Raw genomic sequence first — 19667 nt, 5'->3', positions numbered from 1 at the left:
CTTAACCTGAACGACGACGATTACGCGGTGCGCCGCCTGAACGACGCGGACCATTGCCGGAGCGTGGGCGGGTTAGACGCTTAGGCGGCGGCAGTTCGCTTAACAGCGCTTCCGGATTGTATTTGCTCTGCGGGATAGAGTGACCGATATAAGTCTCAATGGCTGGGAGATTCAGCGCATACTCTTCACATGCAAGGCTAATAGAGTGTCCGCTTGCGCCCGCGCGACCGGTACGACCGATACGGTGTACGTAGTCTTCGCAGTCGTCTGGCAGATCGTAGTTAAAGACATGCGTCACGGCTGGAATGTGTAAACCACGTGCCGCCACGTCGGTTGCGACCAGAATATCGAGATCGCCACGGGTGAACTCTTCCAAAATACGCAGGCGTTTTTTCTGTGCGACGTCGCCGGTCAACAGGCCAACACGGTGACCGTCTGCAGCCAGATGGCCCCAGATGTCTTCACAACGATGTTTGGTGTTCGCAAAGATGATGGCGCGATCTGGCCACTCTTCTTCAATTAGCGTTTGCAGCAGACGCATTTTCTCTTCATTGGAAGGATAGAAGAGCTCTTCTTTAATGCGGTGACCCGTTTTCTGCTCAGGTTCCACTTCAACATATTCGGCGTTGTTCATCTGTTCGAACGCCAGTTCGCGTACGCGGTATGAGAGGGTTGCAGAGAACAGCATATTCAGACGCTGATTGGCCGGAGGCATACGGCGGAACAGCCAGCGAATGTCTTTAATGAAGCCGAGATCGTACATGCGGTCTGCTTCATCGAGCACCACAACCTGGATGGCACCGAGGTTAATGTGGTTCTGTTTGGCGTAATCAATAAGACGGCCGGTGGTACCGATCAGGATATCCACACCGCTTTCGAGCACTTTCAGCTGTTTATCGTAGCCGTCGCCGCCGTAGGCCAGGCCAATCTTCAGGCCCGTAGCCTGCGCCAGGGGTTCAGCGTCTGCGTGGATCTGTACCGCCAGTTCTCGCGTCGGGGCCATAATTAGCGCGCGCGGCTGGTTAACTTTGCGGTCTGCAATCGCTGGGTGAGAAAGTAAATAATGAAACGTTGACGTTAAAAACGCCATCGTTTTGCCGGTACCGGTTTGCGCCTGCCCGGCAACATCGCGACCGGCCAGCGTCAGCGGCAGCGCGAGGGCCTGAATGGGCGTGCAGTTATGAAACCCTTTATTTTCAAGGGCTTCAATCACCTTCGGGTGCAGCGCGAAGTCGGAAAACTTCTGTTCTGTTAAATGTGTTTTGCTCATAGTGTGGTAGAATATCAGCTTACTATTGCTTTACGAAAGCGTATCCGGTGAAATAAAGTCAACCTTTAGTTGGTTAATGCGACATCAACACGTCGTTGGTGGAGACAAAACCAACGTACCAGGCTTATTCCTGTGGAGTTATATATGAGCGATAAAATTATTCACCTGACTGACGACAGTTTTGACACGGACGTACTTAAGGCTGACGGGCTGATCCTCGTCGATTTCTGGGCTGAATGGTGTGGTCCTTGCAAAATGATCGCCCCGATTCTGGATGAGATCGCCGACGAATATCAGGGCAAACTGACCGTTGCCAAGCTGAACATCGACCAGAACCCGGGCACCGCACCAAAATACGGTATCCGTGGCATCCCAACCCTTCTGCTGTTCAAAAACGGCGAAGTGGCAGCGACCAAAGTGGGTGCGCTGTCCAAAGGTCAACTGAAAGAGTTCCTGGACGCTAACCTGGCGTAAGGTTTCTCCGCTGTGCGTTCAGAGCTCCCGCCTAAATGATGTGGAACTCTGGACGCCCGGCTGAAGTCGTGCTAAGTTAGCTATGACTTCGTTTTAAACATATCTTGTTGTTTGAATCTTGTTTTACCCGATACTTCCCGTTGTTGACATGAACAGTGCGTGAAGTGGCTAAATTCCGGGCTTGTCGCTCAATCCGTCTTGTCGTTTCAGTTCTGCGTTCTTTCCCTGTGACCAGACAGCGAACAGACATGAGTTGATGGCCGCTAAACAGGCATGGATGACCCTGCCATACCATTCACAACATTAAGTTCGAGAATCACCCCGAGTTTAAGAACCCACACCATTATGAATCTTACCGAATTAAAGAATACGCCGGTTTCTGAGCTGATCACTCTCGGCGAAAATATGGGGCTGGAAAACCAGGCTCGTATGCGCAAGCAGGACATCATTTTCGCCATCCTGAAGCAGCACGCTAAGAGTGGCGAAGATATCTTTGGCGACGGTGTGCTGGAGATATTGCAAGACGGATTTGGTTTCCTCCGCTCTGCAGACAGCTCCTACCTCGCCGGCCCTGACGACATCTACGTATCCCCCAGCCAAATCCGCCGTTTCAACCTCCGCACTGGTGACACCATTTCAGGTAAGATTCGTCCTCCTAAAGAGGGTGAACGCTACTTTGCGCTGTTGAAAGTCAATGAAGTTAACTTCGACAAACCGGAAAACTCGCGTAATAAGATCCTCTTTGAGAACTTAACGCCGCTGCACGCGAACTCTCGCCTGCGCATGGAGCGTGGTAACGGTTCTACTGAAGACTTAACCGCGCGTGTACTGGATCTGGCATCACCAATTGGTCGTGGCCAGCGTGGTCTGATTGTGGCGCCGCCAAAAGCGGGTAAAACCATGCTGCTGCAGAACATCGCTCAGAGCATCGCCTATAACCACCCAGACTGCGTGCTGATGGTGCTGCTGATTGACGAACGTCCGGAAGAAGTGACCGAGATGCAGCGTCTGGTTAAAGGTGAAGTGGTTGCTTCTACCTTCGACGAACCGGCATCTCGCCATGTTCAGGTAGCGGAAATGGTTATTGAAAAGGCGAAACGCCTGGTTGAGCACAAGAAAGACGTGATCATCCTGCTCGACTCCATCACTCGTCTGGCGCGTGCCTACAACACCGTGGTGCCAGCGTCCGGTAAAGTCCTGACCGGTGGTGTGGATGCTAACGCCCTGCATCGCCCAAAACGCTTCTTCGGTGCAGCACGTAACGTGGAAGAGGGCGGCAGCCTGACCATCATCGCGACGGCGCTGATCGATACCGGTTCTAAAATGGACGAAGTGATTTACGAAGAATTTAAAGGTACAGGCAACATGGAACTGCATCTTTCTCGTAAAATCGCTGAAAAACGCGTCTTCCCGGCTATCGACTACAACCGTTCCGGTACTCGTAAAGAAGAGCTGCTCACCACCCAGGAAGAGCTGCAGAAAATGTGGATCCTGCGTAAAATCATCCATCCAATGGGTGAAATCGACGCAATGGAGTTCCTCATTAACAAACTGGCGATGACCAAAACCAACGACGATTTCTTTGACATGATGAAACGCTCGTAACGCAAATAAAGCCAGCAAACGCCACGTTTTTACGTGGCGTTTTTCTTTTATGGACTATACGCTAGTACCATCTACTCCCAATTTTGACCGGTCGGTGCGACAATAGGGCCGTTTCTGCAGCCAAAGAAATAATTGATTGAAAAATATACAAAGGGAGTTGTAAGAAGCCATCTTTATTACTTCTGAGGCTGTGGCTTCATGGTTATACTTCCGGGACTAACATTTGTTGAGAGCAATCCATTGTGAATCTATTCACCGCCGTTACTGAACTGATCAGTATTTTTTTATTCACAACCTGTTTTTTGTTCATTGCGCGCAAGGTGGCAAAACGAATAGGGTTGGTGGATAAGCCTAATTTTCGTAAACGCCATCAGGGACTTATTCCTTTAGTCGGCGGGATTTCTGTTTACGCAGGGATTTGCTTCACGTTTGGTATTGCTGACTATTATATCCCGCATGCCGCCCTCTATATTGCCTGCGCCGGTGTCCTGGTGTTAGTCGGGGCTCTTGATGACCGCTTCGATATCGCGGTGAAAATACGCGCCACCGTTCAGGCGGCCATTGGCGTGGTGATGATGGTTGTCGGCGGACTGTATCTGCGTAGCCTCGGCTATGTGTTTGGCCCGTGGGAGTTAGTTCTGGGTCCATTTGGCTTCTTCCTGACGCTCTTTGCCGTCTGGGCGGCAATCAATGCTTTCAACATGGTGGACGGCATTGACGGCCTGCTCGGTGGATTGTCATCCGTTTCTTTCGCCGCTATTGGCATTATCTTATGGTTTGATGGCCAGTACAGCCTGGCAATGTGGTGTTTTGCCATGATTGCCGCCATTCTGCCTTATATCCTCTTAAACCTCGGCGTGCTGGGCCGTCGCTATAAAGTCTTTATGGGAGACGCGGGCAGTACGCTGATTGGTTTTACGGTTATCTGGATCCTGCTTGAAACCACGCAGGGTCAAACCCACCCGATAAGTCCGGTAACCGCGCTTTGGATTATTGCCATTCCATTGATGGATATGGTGGCGATTATGTATCGCCGCCTGCGCAAAGGGATGAGTCCTTTCTCTCCAGACCGCCAACACATTCATCATCTCATCATGCGTGCGGGTTTTACTTCTCGTCAGGCGTTTGTGCTGATTACTCTGGCCGCTGCTATTTTGGCCGCAATTGGCGTAGCTGCAGAATATTCTCATATCATTCCTGAGTGGGTTATGTTGGCATTATTCTTGCTAGCATTTTTCCTGTACGGCTACTGCATCAAGCGCGCATGGAAAGTAGCGCGGTTCATAAAACGTATTAAACGCCGGATGCGTCGTAACAGTGGCAAAAACACAACATTAACTAAGTAAAACCGGGACTATGATGACTCAACCGTTGGCGGGAGCGAAATCAGTGGTAACTGAGAATGAACTGGATATTCGGGGTTTGTTTCGCGTGTTATGGGCAGGCAAACTTTGGATTGCGGGGATCGCGCTGGGTTTTGCACTGTTAGCGCTGGCCTATACGTTCTTTGCAAAACAAGAATGGAGTTCCACGGCAATCACGGACAAACCAACGGTTAACATGCTTGGGGGATACTATTCCCAGCAGCAATTCCTGCGAAACCTGGATATCAAAGCCAACCTCGCCACGCCAGATCAGGTCTCCGTTATGGATGAGGCTTATAAAGAGTTTGTGATGCAACTGGCTTCGTGGGATACGCGCCGCGACTTCTGGTCTCAGACGGATTATTACAAGCAGCGTCGGGTTGATAACACTAAAGCCGATGCCGCTCTGCTGGACGATCTGATTAACAATATTCAGTTTATGCCGGGCGATGCGCTGCGTAACGTGAACGACAGCGTCAAACTGATTGCAGAAACCGCGCCGGATGCTAACAACCTGTTGCGTCAGTATGTCGCGTTTGCCAGCCAGCGTGCCGCAAGCCATCTTAACGAAGAGCTTAAAGGCGCCTGGGCGGCTCGTACAATCCAGATGAAAGCACAGGTGAAACGTCAGGAAGAGGTGGCTAAAGCCATTTTCGCTCGTCGTGTTCATAATATTGAGCAGGCGCTGAAAATTGCGGAACAGCACAATATTTCCCGCACTGAGACGGACGTGCCGGCTGATGAGCTGCCTGATTCAGAGATGTTCCTCCTTGGCCGCCCCATGCTGCAGGCGCGCCTGGAAAACCTCCAGGCCGTCGGTCCTGATTTTGACCTCGATTACGATCAAAATCGCGCGATGCTCAACACGCTTAATGTAGGTCCTTCTCTGGACCCGCGTTTTCAGACCTATCGTTATTTGCGAACGCCTGAAGAACCTGTAAAACGCGATAGTCCGCGTCGTGCATTCCTGATGATTATGTGGGGGATTGTAGGCGCACTGACGGGCGCTGGCGTGGCGTTAACGCGTCATCGCAAAAACTAAGAACGCCGTCTACGATGAAGGCTGCGGCCTTCATCGCCTAATCGAAGAGAATCGATGTGAAAGTACTAACCGTATTTGGCACCAGGCCGGAGGCCATTAAGATGGCACCTCTGGTTCATGCGCTGGCCAGCGATCCGGATATTGAAGCAAAAGTCTGCGTCACGGCCCAGCACCGTGAGATGCTCGACCAGGTCTTAACGCTCTTTTCCATCGTCCCGGATTACGACCTCAATATTATGAAACCGGGGCAAGGTTTAACGGAGATAACCTGTCGCATTCTGCAAGAGCTTAAGCCGATCCTGGAGTCATTCAAGCCTGACGTGGTGCTGGTACACGGTGACACCACCACTACCGTGGCGACAAGCCTGGCCGCGTTTTACCAGCGAATTCCTGTGGGGCATGTTGAGGCGGGTTTGCGTACCGGCAATCTTTATTCGCCGTGGCCGGAGGAGGCCAACCGCACGTTAACGGGCCATCTGGCGATGTACCACTTTGCGCCAACGGAAAATTCTCGTCAGAACCTGCTGCGTGAAAATATCGCCGATAACAAAATCTTTGTGACCGGCAATACGGTCATTGATGCGTTAATTTGGGTGCGTGACCGCGTTCTGGCAAATAGCGATCTTCAGGAAGACCTCGCTGCCCGCTATCCATTCCTGCACAACGGCAAAAAAACCATCCTGGTCACCGGCCACCGTCGCGAAAGCTTTGGCCGGGGTTTTGAGCAAATCTGTCACGCGCTGGCTGAAATCGCTGCGCAAAATGACGATGTGCAAATTGTCTATCCGGTCCATCTCAATCCTAACGTCAGCGAGCCGGTTAATCGCATTCTGGGCCATGTCGACAATGTTCTACTGATTGAACCGCAGGACTACATGCCGTTTGTCTGGCTAATGAATCACGCCTGGCTGATCCTCACCGATTCCGGCGGCATTCAGGAAGAAGCGCCCTCTCTCGGCAAGCCGGTACTGGTGATGCGTGAAACGACCGAACGTCCGGAAGCCGTCAAAGCCGGTACGGTGCGTCTGGTCGGCACCAACGCGCAGCTCATCGTCGAAGAGGTCACGCGCCTGCTGCATGACGATGAAGCGTATCAGGCGATGAGCCGGGCCCATAATCCGTATGGAGACGGGCAGGCTTGTGGCCGTATTTTGCATGCACTTAAACACAATCGGGTATCGCTATGAGTTTTACTACCATCTCTGTCATTGGTCTTGGCTACATTGGCTTGCCTACTGCGGCCGCGTTTGCCTCTCGTCAAAAACAGGTTGTCGGTGTGGATATTAACGCCCGCGCGGTAGAAACCATTAACCGTGGCGAAATTCATATTGTGGAACCCGATCTGGATCGTGTGGTGAAAGAGGCGGTGGAAGGAGGCTTCCTGCATGCCAGCACGACGCCCGTTGAAGCGGATGCCTATCTAATTGCAGTCCCAACCCCCTTTAAAGGCGACCACGAGCCCGACATGGCGTTCGTCGAGGCGGCGGCAAAATCAATCGCGCCTGTGCTGAAAAAAGGGGCGTTGGTGATCCTCGAGTCCACGTCTCCGGTGGGGGCGACTGAACAGATGTCGCAGTGGCTGGCAGAGGCCCGTCCAGACCTGAGCTTCCCACAGCAGGTTGGCGAGCAGGCGGATATCAACATCGCCTACTGCCCGGAGCGCGTACTCCCGGGCCAGGTCATGGTCGAACTGATTAAAAACGACCGCGTCATTGGCGGTATGACGCCAGTCTGTTCCGAACGTGCCAGCGCGCTGTATAAGATTTTCCTGGAAGGCGAGTGCGTGGTGACAAACTCCCGCACCGCCGAGATGTGCAAGCTGACGGAAAACAGCTTCCGTGACGTGAATATCGCCTTTGCGAACGAACTTTCACTCATCTGCGCCGATCAGGGAATTAACGTCTGGGAGCTGATTAGCCTGGCGAATCGCCATCCGCGTGTGAATATTCTCCAGCCAGGCCCGGGGGTGGGCGGACACTGTATTGCCGTCGACCCGTGGTTTATCGTGGCGCAGAATCCAGCGCAGGCGCGCCTGATTCGCACCGCGCGTGAAGTGAACGACAGCAAACCTCACTGGGTGCTCAATCAGGTCAAAACCACGGTAGCGGATTGTCTGGCAGAGAGCGGCAAGCGCGCCAGCGAGCTGAAAATTGCCTGTTTCGGTCTGGCATTCAAACCCAACATTGACGATCTGCGTGAAAGCCCGGCGATGGAAATTGCTGAGATGATTGCCGGATGGCACAAGGGGGAAACGCTGGTGGTTGAGCCGAATATCCATGAATTGCCGACAAAACTGGCGGGGCACTGCACGCTGACGGCGCTGGATGAAGCGCTTGCGACGGCGGACGTGCTGGTGCTGCTGGTGGATCACAAAGAGTTTAAAGCGACATCCGCTAATGCGGTGCGTCAGCAGTATGTAGTTGATACCAAAGGTGTCTGGCGTTGAACAGCCTGAACGGGGTACTCGAGCCCCTGCAGTGGGAGAGTACCTTTTTCAGTCTGCCGTCGGCCATCGTGCGTCTGAGCAATGACGCGCCGGTACTGACTGAACCGGATTTTACCGCCTGGCAACGGGTGCAGGCTAAGATCCCGGCAGAGCGAGCCGATCTGCTTGACGCGCTCCAGCAACACAGCTTTCAGCTGGTTGAAGGTGAGGTAGACTTTTCCATAACCCTCACCCGGCACGATGTGCCCGGTGCGGAAATGGCAACGGAAAAGGACATCCCCGTCCTGCGTCAGATGGCGGCCCAGGCGTTTGCGCAGAGCCGCTTTCGTGCGCCCTGGTATGCACCTGACGATAGCGGGCGTTTCTATGCCCAGTGGGTAGAGAATGCGGTTAAAGGCACCTTTGACCACGTCTGCCTGGTTTTCCGTGCAGGAGACGGTCAAATCAAGGGCTTCGTCTCGCTGCGTAAGCTCAACGAGCGCGAGGCGCGTATTGGCTTATTAGCCGGGCGCGGCATGGGTGAAAAACTCATGCAGGCGGCGCTGCACTGGGCGCAGCAGCAACAGCTTGTGACGCTGCGGGTAGCGACCCAACTGGGCAACACCGCCGCGCTTAAACGTTATATTGCGAGTGGTGCCAACATCGACGCCACCGCCTACTGGTTATACAGGTGACAAGATGATTCCATTTAACGCACCACCCGTTGTCGGAACTGAACTCGACTATATGCAGTCTGCTATGGGCAGCGGAAAACTCTGTGGTGACGGCGGTTTCACCCGGCGCTGTCAGCAGTGGATGGAACAGCGTTTTCGCAGCGCCAAAGTGCTGCTGACCCCGTCCTGTACGGCATCGCTGGAAATGGCGGCGCTGTTGCTGGATATCCAGCCCGGTGATGAAGTGATTATGCCGAGCTATACCTTCGTTTCCACCGCGAACGCTTTTGTCCTGCGCGGGGCGAAAATTGTTTTTGTGGATATCCGCCCGGATACCATGAACATTGATGAGACGTTGATTGAAGCGGCGATCACTGACAAAACGCGCGCGATCGTGCCGGTTCACTACGCGGGCGTGGCCTGTGAAATGGACACCATCATGGCGATCGCCAAAAAACATAACCTGTTTGTGGTGGAAGATGCCGCGCAGGGTGTGATGTCCACCTACAAGGGACGCGCGCTGGGCACGATTGGCCACATCGGCTGCTTTAGCTTCCACGAAACCAAAAACTACACGGCGGGTGGAGAAGGTGGTGCGACGCTGATTAACGACCGGGCTCTCGTGGAGCGTGCAGAAGTGATCCGCGAAAAAGGCACTAACCGCAGCCAGTTCTTCCGGGGGCAGGTAGACAAATACACCTGGCGCGATATCGGCTCCAGCTATTTGATGGCGGATCTGCAGGCTGCGTACCTGTGGGCGCAGCTGGAAGCGGCGGAGCGTATCAACCTTCAGCGTCTTTCCCTGTGGCAAACCTATTACGATGCGCTTGAGCCTCTGGCAAAAGCCGGGCGTATTGAACTGCCAACCATCCCGGCAGATTGCGTCCACAACGCGCATATGTTCTACATCAAGCTGCGCGATAACGAGGACCGCAGCGAGCTCATCGCCTGGCTGAAAGAGGCCGAAATTATGGCGGTGTTCCACTATATCCCGCTGCACTCCAGTCCGGCCGGCGAAGCGTTTGGCACGTTTGCGGGTGAAGACCGCTACACCACTAAAGAAAGTGAGCGTTTGCTTCGCCTGCCACTGTTCTACAACCTCGCGCCCGTTAACCAGCGTACGGTGATTAATACCCTTCTGAGTTATTTCGGCTGATATGTCTCTGGCAAAAGCATCGGTGTGGACCGCCGCGTCCACGCTTGTAAAAATTGGCGCCGGGCTGCTGGTCGTCAAGCTGCTGGCCGTCTCATTTGGCCCCGCTGGTGTGGGGCTGGCGGGTAATTTCCGTCAGCTTATCACCGTCCTTGGTGTGCTGGCCGGGGCCGGTATCTTCAACGGCGTGACCAAATACGTTGCGCAGTATCACGATGATGCGGCTCAGCTGCGCAGAGTGGTGGGCACCTCTTCGGCTATGGTCACGGGTTTTTCAACCCTGATGGCGATTGTCTTTCTGCTGGCGGCGGCACCCATCAGCCAGGGATTGTTCGGGCACACCCATTATCAGGGGCTGGTGCGTCTGGTCGCATTGGTTCAGATGGGGATTGCCTGGGCTAACCTGCTGCTGGCGCTGATGAAAGGGTTTCGTGATGCTGCCGGAAACGCGCTTGCGTTAATCCTGGGCAGCGTCATCGGCGTGATTGCCTATTACTTTTGCTATCGCCTGGGCGGCTATGAAGGCGCACTGCTGGGGCTTGCGCTGGTCCCGGCGCTGGTGGTTGTGCCTGCGGCATTTATGCTGATGCGCCGGGGCGTCATCCCTCTTAGCTACCTGAAACCGCAATGGGACAAGGTCCTTGCCAGCCAGCTGGGTAAATTTACCCTGATGGCGCTCATTACCTCCGTCACGCTGCCGGTGGCCTACGTGATGATGCGAAACCTGCTGGCAGCGCATTATAGCTGGGATGAGGTCGGGATCTGGCAGGGCGTAAGCAGTATTTCCGACGCCTATCTCCAGTTTATTACGGCTTCCTTTAGCGTTTACCTGCTGCCAACCTTATCGCGACTGACGTCCAGACAGGAAATAACGCGCGAGATTTTCCGATCGCTGCGTTTTGTGTTACCGGCCGTCGCGGCTGCCAGCTTTACCGTCTGGCTACTGCGCGATGTCGCCATCTGGCTGCTGTTCTCGGCGAAATTCATCGCCATGCGCGATCTCTTTGCCTGGCAGCTGGTGGGGGATGTGCTGAAAGTGGGTGCATACGTTTTCGGCTACCTGGTGATTGCAAAAGCGTCCCTGCGGCTGTATATCCTGGCGGAAATTAGCCAGTTTGCGTTACTGACAGCATTTTCGCACTGGCTGATACCCATGCACGGCGCGCTGGGGGCGGCTCAGGCTTACATGGCAACCTATATCGTTTATTTCGCTGCCTGTTGCGGCGTATTTTTATTGTGGCGTAAACGCGCATGACTGCACTGATTCACATCCTGGGATCGGACATCCCACACCATAACCAGACCGTTTTGCGGTTCTTCAACGACGAGCTGGCATCGGGTAATCCAGATGCGCGTGAGTTTATGGTTGCAGGTCAGGATAAGGGCCTGAGCGAGGCGTTTCCGGCGCTGACGATTCGCTTCTGGCCGGACAAGGCCACGCTGGCGAAGGCGGTTGTTGCCAAAGCGAAAGCCGACCGCGAGCAACGATTCTTCTTCCACGGACAGTTTAATACCGGGCTATGGCTGGCGCTTCTCAGCGGGGGGATTAAACCCTCCCAGTGCAGCTGGCATATCTGGGGAGCCGATCTCTACGAAGTCTCCCGAGGCTGGAAATTCCGTCTTTTCTATCCGTTGCGCCGCATGGCGCAGGGGCGCGTGGGCTGCGTTTTTGCTACCCGCGGCGATCTCAACTATTTTGCTAAACAGCACCCCAACGTGCGCGGCGAGTTGCTTTATTTCCCCACCCGCATGGATCCGGCGCTTAACGCCATGGCGAATGACACGGTGCGTGAAGGCAAACTAACGATCCTGGTGGGGAATTCCGGCGATCGTAGTAACGAACACGTCGCGGCGCTCAGGGCGGTGCATCAGCAGTTCGGCGACACGGTGAACGTGGTGGTGCCGATGGGCTATCCCGCCAATAACGACGCTTACATAGATGAGGTTCGCCGACAGGGGCTTGCGCTGTTTAGCGCAGAAAATCTGCACATTCTCAGCGATAAGCTGGAATTTGAGGAATATCTCGCGCTGCTGAGAAAATGCGATCTCGGCTATTTCATCTTTGCCCGACAGCAGGGGATTGGCACCCTATGTCTGCTGATTCAGGCGGGGGTACCGTGCGTGCTAAACCGCGAGAACCCGTTCTGGCAGGACATGGCCGAGCAGCATATTCCCGTGCTGTTTACCTCAGACACGCTGAACGTCGAGGTGGTACGGGAAGCCCAACGCCAGCTCACGCTGGTGGATAAAAATAGCATTGATTTTTTCAGCCCGAATTACCTCACGCCGTGGCACCGCGCGCTGCGTATCGCTTCAGGAGACAAAGTATGAGTCAGTTGCAATTCAGCGGCTTACTGATTGTCTGGCTTCTGAGCACCCTGTTTATCGCCACGCTTACCTGGTTTGAATTCCGCCGGGTGCGCTTCAACTTTAACGTGTTCTTCTCGTTACTGTTTCTGCTGACCTTCTTTTTCGGCTTCCCGCTAACCAGCATTCTGGTCTTCCGTTTTGACGTGAGCGTCGCGCCGCCGGAAATCCTGCTCCAGGCGCTTCTGGCGGCAACCTGCTTCTATGCCGTCTATTACGTCACCTATAAAACGCGTCTGCGTTCAGCGCAGACAGCTGCCCCGCGTCGGGCGCTCTTTACCATGAATAGGGTGGAGACCCACCTGACGTGGGTGATGCTGATGACCATCGCCCTGGTCAGCGTCGGCATCTTCTTCATGCATAACGGATTCCTGCTGTTTAAGCTCCACTCCTACAGCCAGATTTTTTCGGCCGAGGTTTCGGGCGTGGCGCTTAAGCGTTTCTTCTACTTCTTCATCCCGGCGATGCTGGTGATCTTCTTTCTGCGCCAGGACAGCAAAGCGTGGCTGTTCTTCCTGGTTAGCACCGTCGCGTTTGGCATCCTGACCTACATGATCGTGGGCGGCACGCGCGCGAACATCATCATCGCCTTCGCGATCTTCCTGTTTATCGGCATCATCCGCGGCTGGATCTCATTGTGGATGCTGGTTGCGGCAGGCGCGTTTGGCATTGTGGGTATGTTCTGGCTGGCGCTAAAGCGCTATGGAATGAACGTGGCGGGAGATGAGGCGTTTTACACGTTCCTTTACCTGACGCGCGATACCTTCTCGCCGTGGGAAAACCTGGCGTTGCTGCTGCAAAACTATGACAAGATTGATTTCCAGGGGCTGGCGCCGATTGTTCGCGACTTCTACGTCTTTATCCCTTCCTGGCTATGGCCGGACCGGCCTGGCGTGGTGCTTAACACGGCAAATTACTTTACCTGGGAAGTGCTGAACAACCATTCTGGTCTGGCAATCTCGCCAACGCTGATTGGTTCCCTGGTGGTGATGGGAGGAGCGTGGTTCATTCTCCCCGGGGCGGTTGCCGTGGGGCTGATTATCAAGTGGTTCGACTGGCTTTACGTGCGTGGAAACGAAGAGACCAACTGCTATAAGGCCGCCATTTTGCACAGTTTCTGCTTTGGTGCCATTTTCAATATGATCGTTCTGGCGCGCGAAGGGCTGGACTCGTTCGTTTCGCGCGTGGTGTTCTTCATGGTTGTTTTCGGCCTCTGCCTGTTACTGGCCAAACTGCTGTACTGGCTGTTTGACAGCGCAGGGCTTGTGCACAGGCGCGAGCGGCAGGGCAGCACAACGCTGTCGCAAGTCTGAGTAAGGATAGTAATGACTGATAAAATTTCTGCACCGCGCTATGCGCTACGTGGCCTGCAGCTTATTGGCTGGCGCGACATGCAGCACGCGCTGGACTTTCTTTTCGCCGACGGCCAGATGAAATCCGGTACGCTGGTGGCGATCAACGCGGAAAAAATGCTGGCGGTTGAGGATAACGCGGAAGTCAAAAGCCTGATTGAAGCGGCGGAATTTAAATACGCGGACGGGATCAGCGTGGTCCGCTCTATCCGTAAAAAGTATCCTGACGCTAATGTATCTCGCGTGGCGGGGGCCGATCTCTGGGAGCAGCTTATGGCCCGCGCAGGTGAACAGGGCACGCCCGTGTTCCTGATTGGCGGGAAGCCGGAGATACTGGCCCAGACTGAGGAGAAACTGCGTCGTCAATGGAATGTTAATATTGTCGGCAGCCAGGATGGTTACTTCAAACCGGAAGATCGGCAGACGCTCTTTGAGCGCGTTCGTGACAGCGGGGCAAAGATTGTCACCGTGGCGATGGGCTCCCCGCGCCAGGAGATCCTGATGCGCGACTGCCGTCTGGTCTGTCCGGATGCCCTCTACATGGGCGTCGGCGGTACGTACGATGTCTTTACCGGCCACGTTAAGCGTGCGCCCAAGGTCTGGCAAAATCTGGGGCTGGAGTGGCTGTACCGTCTGCTATCGCAACCGACGCGCATTAAACGACAGATCCGTCTGCTTCGCTACCTCGCCTGGCATTACACCGGTAAAATGTAATCAAAATGTAGCGCGATATGCTATTCGCGCTGCAACTCGCCTGCAAAACTGCTGATAATCTGTGCAATGCATTCATTTTTTTAATGCATCGTTTGCCATTTGGCAGATTTTAAGAAACCATTCGCTCCGTATTTTAGTACCCCTAAAAAACAATACCCGGTATTAAGCCGGGAAACAGCAAACACAATCGAGGATCTATGGCAGAGAAAAAACCGGAGCTACAGCGTGGGCTGGAAGCTCGTCATATTGAACTGATAGCGCTGGGCGGCACTATCGGCGTGGGCCTGTTTATGGGCTCTGCAAGCACGCTCAAATGGGCAGGCCCTTCCGTATTACTGGCGTACATTATTGCCGGGCTGTTTGTTTTCTTCATCATGCGTTCCATGGGCGAAATGCTTTTCCTGGAGCCGGTAACCGGCTCCTTCGCCGTTTACGCGCATCGTTATATGAGCCCGTTCTTCGGCTACCTGACGGCCTGGTCATACTGGTTTATGTGGATGGCGGTGGGCATCTCAGAGATCACCGCGATAGGGGTCTACGTCCAGTTCTGGTTCCCGGATATGGCTCAGTGGATACCCGCGCTCATTGCCGTGGGGCTGGTGGCGCTGGCAAATCTGGCCGCCGTGCGTCTTTACGGTGAGATCGAGTTCTGGTTTGCGATGATCAAAGTCACCACGATTATCGTGATGATTGTCGTCGGCCTGGGCGTGATTTTCTTCGGCTTTGGCAACGGTGGACACGCTATCGGCTTTGGCAATCTGACCGAAAACGGCGGCTTCTTTGCCGGCGGCTGGAAGGGCTTCCTGACGGCGCTGTGTATCGTTGTGGCCTCGTATCAGGGCGTGGAGCTGATCGGTATTACCGCCGGTGAAGCGAAAAACCCGCAGGTCACGCTGCGTAGCGCGGTGGGCAAAGTGCTGTGGCGTATTCTGATTTTCTATGTGGGCGCGATCTTCGTTATCGTGACCATCTTCCCGTGGAACGAAATTGGCACGACGGGTAGCCCGTTTGTTTTAACTTTTGCCAAAATTGGCATCACGGCAGCGGCGGGTATCATCAACTTTGTGGTCCTGACGGCAGCGTTGTCAGGCTGTAACAGTGGGATGTACAGCTGTGGGCGTATGCTCTATGCGCTTTCGAAGAATAACCAGCTGCCTGCGGTGATGAGTAAAGTTTCACGTGCCGGCGTGCCGGTGGCGGGTGTGACGGTTTCCATTGCAATACTGCTGATTGGCTCTTGCCTGAATTACATTATTCCTAACCCGCAGCGCGTGTTCGTTTACGTCTACAGCGCCAGCGTGCTGCCGGGCATGGTGCCGTGGTTTGTTATCCTCATCAGCCAGCTGCGTTTCCGTCATGCGCATAAAAAAGCGATTGAAAGCCATCCGTTCCGCTCAATTCTGTTCCCGTATGCGAACTATTTGACGATGGCGTTCCTGATTTGCGTATTAATCGGGATGTACTTTAATGAAGATACCCGCATGTCGCTGTTTGTCGGGGTGATCTTCCTGGCGGCTGTGACGGCCGCATATAAGCTTTTTGGCCTGGGCCGCCGTGCCACCACGCAGAAAGTGGAGGAATAAGCGGCAAAATGTGCAAACCATAACCAAACGCGCATTTTTTTCAAAAAAGCACTAGACAGCGGGGACGGAGGTACGTAATATCCAGCCCCGCAACGGCGCTAAGCGCCCGTAGCTCAGCTGGATAGAGCGCTGCCCTCCGGAGGCAGAGGTCTCAGGTTCGAATCCTGTCGGGCGCGCCATTTTAGTCCCGGCGCTAGAGCTGCGGTGGTCTGAGAAGTAGTCAGTACCGCGTGAAAGAATACAGTGGTGGCTATAGCTCAGTTGGTAGAGCCCTGGATTGTGATTCCAGTTGTCGTGGGTTCGAATCCCATTAGCCACCCCATTATTTGAAAGAGTTGTGAATTGCGAAGGTGGCGGAATTGGTAGACGCGCTAGCTTCAGGTGTTAGTGTCCTTTGGATGTGGGGGTTCGAGTCCCCCCCCTCGCACCACGACTTTTTAAATGAATTGAACTAAAAATTCAAAAAGCAGTACATCGGCGAGTAGCGCAGCTTGGTAGCGCAACTGGTTTGGGACCAGTGGGTCGGAGGTTCGAATCCTCTCTCGCCGACCAATTTTGAACCCCGCTTCGGCGGGGTTTTTTGTTTTCTGAGATTCTTCATCCTTGTAGTCATTCCCCAACAACGTCCTTTTTCATTGTCGCAATCCAGAGACATTCAACACATTGAAAGTTAAATGAATATTTATTTCTGGGTTTTGCTGTCTCCTCCTGGCGACATATGCCCGCCTTTTCCCGATACGTTGTAGAGCTTAAAACGGTGCTTAACAGCATAATTTCCTTTTATCTTAAAATGTTGCGTTATGTAAAAGTTCTGGCTGTCATGTTGGCACGTTACGTGCAATAATATGCGTGTAGATGCTCATTCCATCTCTTATGTTCGCCTTAGTGCCTCATAAACTCAGGAATGACGCAGAGCCATTTACGGTGCTTATCGTCCACTGACAGATGTCGCTTCGGCCTCATCAGACACCATGGACACAACGTTGAGTGAAGCACCAAATATGTTGTCTTACAGACCTGTTTTAACGCCTGCTTTTATAGCAGGCGTTTTTTTATGCCTTATTCCCGATACAAGCGCATCAGCAGGGCAACCATTAGCAGGGCTGATGCAGAGACAGCATAGAGCGCCTGTACTGAGCCAAACCCTGAAGCCACCGCAGCTGCAATGCCGGTGAAAAGAGAGGCGCTGAGCGTTTGCCAGCGCCAGGCTTTCCCGCTGGCCGAAGCGGTTTGCGTGTGATGAAAACTACTGAGTAAGCAAAACGTCCCGGCCGCGAAGAGAATATTCGAGGCCAGGTGCGCAATAAAGATCATCCCCAGCGCGCATGCCGTCCACCCGGACAACAACGGCAGCATGCCATAAGCGGTCAGAAAGATGCTGAGGCAAACGATTATTTGCGGGGTATGAGCCGCAACGCGCGTCAGGCTCTCTTTTTTTAGCAACAGGGGGCCGCAAAGCTGTCCCATGCTCCTTGCGAAAAGCAGCGGCAGAGCAAGGCCCGCCGCATCCTGAGGATGGATTTGCTGGGCCAGGGCCGGAAGCAGCGCCATGGCCGGTGAGCCAACGGCCGCCAGCGACGGCAGGATGAGCAGGCTGCGTTTCTGCCGAACGGTCAACGCCTGCCAGCGTAATGTTGCAGAAACTCCTTTTTTCATAGCGGTGGAGCCTGGTGCCGGAGAAAACCGGCGTCCAGCCAGCCATAGCATGAGCAGTGATCCGAGAAAGCTGGCGGCATCAATGGCCAGCAGGGTAAACACGGATATCTTCTGGAACAGCACCACGCCCAGGCCTGTCCCTAATAATACCTGAGAAGCAAAAATCACATTTTCCAGACAGGTTGCAGCAGGCAACTCTGCTTCGCTGAGCCCGCGCTTAAAGAGCAACGTCAGCGCGGGCCAGCTCATCCCGCTGAGCAGCGCCTCGGTGGATTGCACAGCGAGCAATGCGGCAACGCTATGGTAACCCACGCCAAGCAGGGGAAAGAGCAGGGCGAGCAGGCCCAGCCCTTCGGTCAGTATCAGCAGGGATATCGGAGAACAGCGTAAGCACAGCTTTTCGCCGATCGTACTGCCGATAAATCCCGGTATCGTAGCGAAAAGAAAAGCAAGGGTGAGCAGAGCGGGCGGAGCTGACCACGCTAACAGCAAGCCGAAGACCACGACCTGGGTTAAGCCATTCCCCAGCGAAGAAAAGATAAAAGCACAGGCAAGCAGGCGCAGCCAGCGGTGGTAGCGCAGCGCTTCAATAAGCGCATATAAAAGCGAGTTCATGACGATTTCCTTTCAAAAACGATTTAGTCCACGCTGCAGAAAGTGCGCGTGTGTGAAAAAAAGTTAATGAAAAGACATCGTTACATTGGCGGGTTCGTTTGCGGATGCGGGTGTAAAGAATGTAGCAGGAGAAATGCGATAAAAAAAGGAGGCCATCTGGCCTCCTGATGAATTACTGCTGCGTACCGTTATTTTGCAGCGTCAGCAACAGCCCATCACGGCGCATCGCGGCCGCCTCTTCCGGCTTATGCTGCTTGTCCAGCGTATCGGCAAGCCACGCGTAGTCGAAGGCATCCGGACGCTGCTTCAGCGCCGCGCGAAAGGCGAGGCTTGCCTCCTGCCATTCGCCGTGCTTCATCAATGACTGGCCAAGCGTGCTCCACAGCAGCGGGCGGTCACCAACGGTTTTAATCTGCTGGCGCAGCACTTTTTCTATTTGCTCAGGATTGTTGGTTTTCAGGCGCGGGATCACCATCACCAGACGATCGTCGTACTGACGCTTCAGACCGTCGAGGAGGATCTCCTGAGCCGTGTCGTGATCGTCACACTCAATGAGGTGTTCCGCCATTGCCACCTGCAGAGGAACCTGCTGGCGCGTTTTACGGCTCTGATTCTTCCACCACGTTTTCAGACCGTCGCTGCCCAGGTCAGCGCGCGCCTGATCCATCAGGCCAATCCACGCCAGACGCTGAAGCTCGTCACGATGTTCATCGTCGCCCACCTCGGCCTTCGCCATTGACGGAATGATGTCCAGCAGTGAACCCCAGGCGCCGGTACGAATATAGGCCTGCTCGGCAAGACGCAGCACTTCCGGATGACGCGGCGCGACTTCCAGGAGACGGTCGATACCGTGGCGAGCCGCGTGATTCTCATTGCGTGCCAGCTGCAGACGAACTCGCGTAATTTCTACCGGAATCGGGTCGCCGTGAGCCAGCTCAGCCGCCCGCTCCAGGTGCTGATTAGCTCGGGCTTCATCACCGCGCTGCTGCGCCGCTTCGGCCGCCAGCAGATAGTTCACTACCGGCTGTTCGGCGTGGTCGGCGTTTTTCGACATCAGCTTTTCAACCTGCTGATAGTCACCCTCGGCGAGCTTAAGCAGCGCCTGCTCGGTCTGTTTACGGGCGCGGCGGCGCTTACGGCCAACGAACCAGCCGCGCGTATGGGCACCGGTACGGAAAATACGGCGCAGGATCCACTCGATCGCAAACAGCACCACCACGCCGAGGATCAGAATGATCGTCAGACCCGTTACGCTGGTTTCAATGTTGTAGTTATCGGTCTGGATCAGGACGTAACCCTGATGACCCGCAAGCATAGGCCCGAGGACGATCCCGGCGATCAGCAGGATGAAGAGTAAGAGAACTTTTAGCATC

16 protein-coding genes and 4 tRNA genes are annotated in these 19667 nt (G+C 54.3%); 17 read left to right on the top strand and 3 right to left on the bottom strand.

Annotation, left to right across the window (positions count from 1 at the left end):
• Position 1 precedes the first annotated feature (1 nt).
• Positions 2 to 1270: an ATP-dependent RNA helicase RhlB gene (gene rhlB / locus ACW9E7_RS19670; protein ID WP_111963512.1), complete on the bottom strand. Its 1269-nt coding sequence runs from the start codon at positions 1268 to 1270 to the stop codon at positions 2 to 4.
• A gap of 144 nt (positions 1271 to 1414) precedes the next feature.
• On the opposite strand from rhlB, the gene trxA reads away from it, so the two are divergent.
• The 17 genes from trxA to ACW9E7_RS19585 all read left to right on the top strand — a co-directional run bounded on the left by trxA (position 1415) and on the right by ACW9E7_RS19585 (position 16575).
• The gene (gene trxA / locus ACW9E7_RS19665) at positions 1415 to 1744 is read left to right on the top strand and encodes a thioredoxin TrxA (RefSeq protein ID WP_006179218.1); all 330 of its coding nucleotides are present in this window, start codon (positions 1415 to 1417) and stop codon (positions 1742 to 1744) included.
• A gap of 345 nt (positions 1745 to 2089) precedes the next feature.
• Positions 2090 to 3349 (top strand): transcription termination factor Rho, encoded by a 1260-nt coding sequence (gene rho / locus ACW9E7_RS19660; RefSeq protein ID WP_008501566.1) that lies wholly within the window; start codon positions 2090 to 2092, stop codon positions 3347 to 3349.
• A gap of 242 nt (positions 3350 to 3591) precedes the next feature.
• Positions 3592 to 4695 (top strand): UDP-N-acetylglucosamine--undecaprenyl-phosphate N-acetylglucosaminephosphotransferase, encoded by a 1104-nt coding sequence (gene wecA, locus ACW9E7_RS19655; protein ID WP_111963514.1) that lies wholly within the window; start codon positions 3592 to 3594, stop codon positions 4693 to 4695.
• Between the two features lie 13 nt (positions 4696 to 4708).
• Positions 4709 to 5755: an ECA polysaccharide chain length modulation protein gene (wzzE, locus tag ACW9E7_RS19650; RefSeq protein ID WP_458728247.1), complete on the top strand. Its 1047-nt coding sequence runs from the start codon at positions 4709 to 4711 to the stop codon at positions 5753 to 5755.
• 56 nt (positions 5756 to 5811) lie between these two features.
• A complete protein-coding gene (gene wecB, locus ACW9E7_RS19645; RefSeq protein ID WP_136196072.1) occupies positions 5812 to 6942 on the top strand; it encodes a non-hydrolyzing UDP-N-acetylglucosamine 2-epimerase in 1131 nt (376 codons plus the stop codon).
• Positions 6939 to 8201, top strand: a complete 1263-nt coding sequence (gene wecC, locus ACW9E7_RS19640; protein ID WP_274241266.1) for a UDP-N-acetyl-D-mannosamine dehydrogenase — start codon at positions 6939 to 6941, stop codon at positions 8199 to 8201. Before wecB ends, wecC begins: the two co-directional genes overlap by 4 nt.
• Entirely contained in the window at positions 8198 to 8875 is a 678-nt protein-coding gene (gene rffC / locus ACW9E7_RS19635; protein WP_458728246.1) for a dTDP-4-amino-4,6-dideoxy-D-galactose acyltransferase, read from the top strand. Before wecC ends, rffC begins: the two co-directional genes overlap by 4 nt.
• 4 nt (positions 8876 to 8879) lie before the next feature.
• On the top strand, positions 8880 to 10010 hold the full coding sequence (gene rffA, locus ACW9E7_RS19630; RefSeq protein WP_274241262.1) for a dTDP-4-amino-4,6-dideoxygalactose transaminase: 1131 nt from the start codon (positions 8880 to 8882) through the stop codon (positions 10008 to 10010).
• 1 nt (position 10011) lies between these two features.
• Positions 10012 to 11262, top strand: a complete 1251-nt coding sequence (wzxE, locus tag ACW9E7_RS19625) for a lipid III flippase WzxE (protein ID WP_458728245.1) — start codon at positions 10012 to 10014, stop codon at positions 11260 to 11262.
• Entirely contained in the window at positions 11259 to 12338 is a 1080-nt protein-coding gene (locus ACW9E7_RS19620) for a TDP-N-acetylfucosamine:lipid II N-acetylfucosaminyltransferase (protein WP_143345653.1), read from the top strand. Before wzxE ends, ACW9E7_RS19620 begins: the two co-directional genes overlap by 4 nt.
• Positions 12335 to 13687, top strand: coding sequence for an ECA oligosaccharide polymerase (gene wzyE, locus ACW9E7_RS19615; protein ID WP_458728244.1), 1353 nt, complete (start codon positions 12335 to 12337; stop codon positions 13685 to 13687). The genes ACW9E7_RS19620 and wzyE overlap by 4 nt, the downstream gene beginning before the upstream one ends.
• Before the next feature lie 12 nt (positions 13688 to 13699).
• Positions 13700 to 14440 (top strand): lipopolysaccharide N-acetylmannosaminouronosyltransferase, encoded by a 741-nt coding sequence (gene wecG / locus ACW9E7_RS19610; RefSeq protein WP_111963523.1) that lies wholly within the window; start codon positions 13700 to 13702, stop codon positions 14438 to 14440.
• Between the two features lie 197 nt (positions 14441 to 14637).
• Complete coding sequence (gene thrP, locus ACW9E7_RS19605; protein WP_136196065.1) at positions 14638 to 16023, top strand: bifunctional threonine/serine APC transporter ThrP; 1386 nt, start codon at positions 14638 to 14640, stop codon at positions 16021 to 16023.
• Between the two features lie 102 nt (positions 16024 to 16125).
• A tRNA-Arg gene (locus ACW9E7_RS19600) sits at positions 16126 to 16202 on the top strand.
• A 67-nt stretch (positions 16203 to 16269) separates the two neighbouring features.
• Positions 16270 to 16345 (top strand) — tRNA-His (locus ACW9E7_RS19595).
• A 22-nt stretch (positions 16346 to 16367) separates the two neighbouring features.
• Positions 16368 to 16453, top strand: a tRNA-Leu gene (locus ACW9E7_RS19590).
• A 45-nt stretch (positions 16454 to 16498) separates the two neighbouring features.
• Positions 16499 to 16575, top strand: a tRNA-Pro gene (locus ACW9E7_RS19585).
• 507 nt (positions 16576 to 17082) lie between these two features.
• Here ACW9E7_RS19585 and ACW9E7_RS19580 read toward each other — a convergent pair.
• Both ACW9E7_RS19580 and hemY read right to left on the bottom strand, forming a co-directional pair.
• Positions 17083 to 18294 (bottom strand): MFS transporter, encoded by a 1212-nt coding sequence (locus tag ACW9E7_RS19580; protein ID WP_458728243.1) that lies wholly within the window; start codon positions 18292 to 18294, stop codon positions 17083 to 17085.
• Positions 18295 to 18466: 172 nt separating this feature from the next.
• Positions 18467 to 19666 (bottom strand): protoheme IX biogenesis protein HemY, encoded by a 1200-nt coding sequence (hemY, locus tag ACW9E7_RS19575; RefSeq protein ID WP_008501551.1) that lies wholly within the window; start codon positions 19664 to 19666, stop codon positions 18467 to 18469.
• Between the last annotated feature and the right edge of the window lies 1 nt (position 19667).

This window comes from Enterobacter sp. H2G27 (assembly GCF_054403075.1).
This window is presented reverse-complemented; position numbering and strand designations above follow the sequence as displayed.

Excerpts from the sequence above, each read along its gene's own strand:
- rhlB (WP_111963512.1), bottom strand. The coding sequence starts at position 1,270 with ATGAGCAAAACACATTTAACAGAACAGAAGTTTTCCGACTTCGCGCTG.
- trxA (WP_006179218.1), top strand. The coding sequence starts at position 1,415 with ATGAGCGATAAAATTATTCACCTGACTGACGACAGTTTTGACACGGAC.
- rho (WP_008501566.1), top strand. The coding sequence starts at position 2,090 with ATGAATCTTACCGAATTAAAGAATACGCCGGTTTCTGAGCTGATCACT.
- wzzE (WP_458728247.1), top strand. The coding sequence starts at position 4,709 with ATGACTCAACCGTTGGCGGGAGCGAAATCAGTGGTAACTGAGAATGAA.
- wecC (WP_274241266.1), top strand. The coding sequence starts at position 6,939 with ATGAGTTTTACTACCATCTCTGTCATTGGTCTTGGCTACATTGGCTTG.
- rffA (WP_274241262.1), top strand. The coding sequence starts at position 8,880 with ATGATTCCATTTAACGCACCACCCGTTGTCGGAACTGAACTCGACTAT.
- wzxE (WP_458728245.1), top strand. The coding sequence starts at position 10,012 with ATGTCTCTGGCAAAAGCATCGGTGTGGACCGCCGCGTCCACGCTTGTA.
- ACW9E7_RS19620 (WP_143345653.1), top strand. The coding sequence starts at position 11,259 with ATGACTGCACTGATTCACATCCTGGGATCGGACATCCCACACCATAAC.
- wzyE (WP_458728244.1), top strand. The coding sequence starts at position 12,335 with ATGAGTCAGTTGCAATTCAGCGGCTTACTGATTGTCTGGCTTCTGAGC.
- wecG (WP_111963523.1), top strand. The coding sequence starts at position 13,700 with ATGACTGATAAAATTTCTGCACCGCGCTATGCGCTACGTGGCCTGCAG.
- thrP (WP_136196065.1), top strand. The coding sequence starts at position 14,638 with ATGGCAGAGAAAAAACCGGAGCTACAGCGTGGGCTGGAAGCTCGTCAT.
- ACW9E7_RS19580 (WP_458728243.1), bottom strand. The coding sequence starts at position 18,294 with ATGAACTCGCTTTTATATGCGCTTATTGAAGCGCTGCGCTACCACCGC.
- hemY (WP_008501551.1), bottom strand. The coding sequence starts at position 19,666 with ATGCTAAAAGTTCTCTTACTCTTCATCCTGCTGATCGCCGGGATCGTC.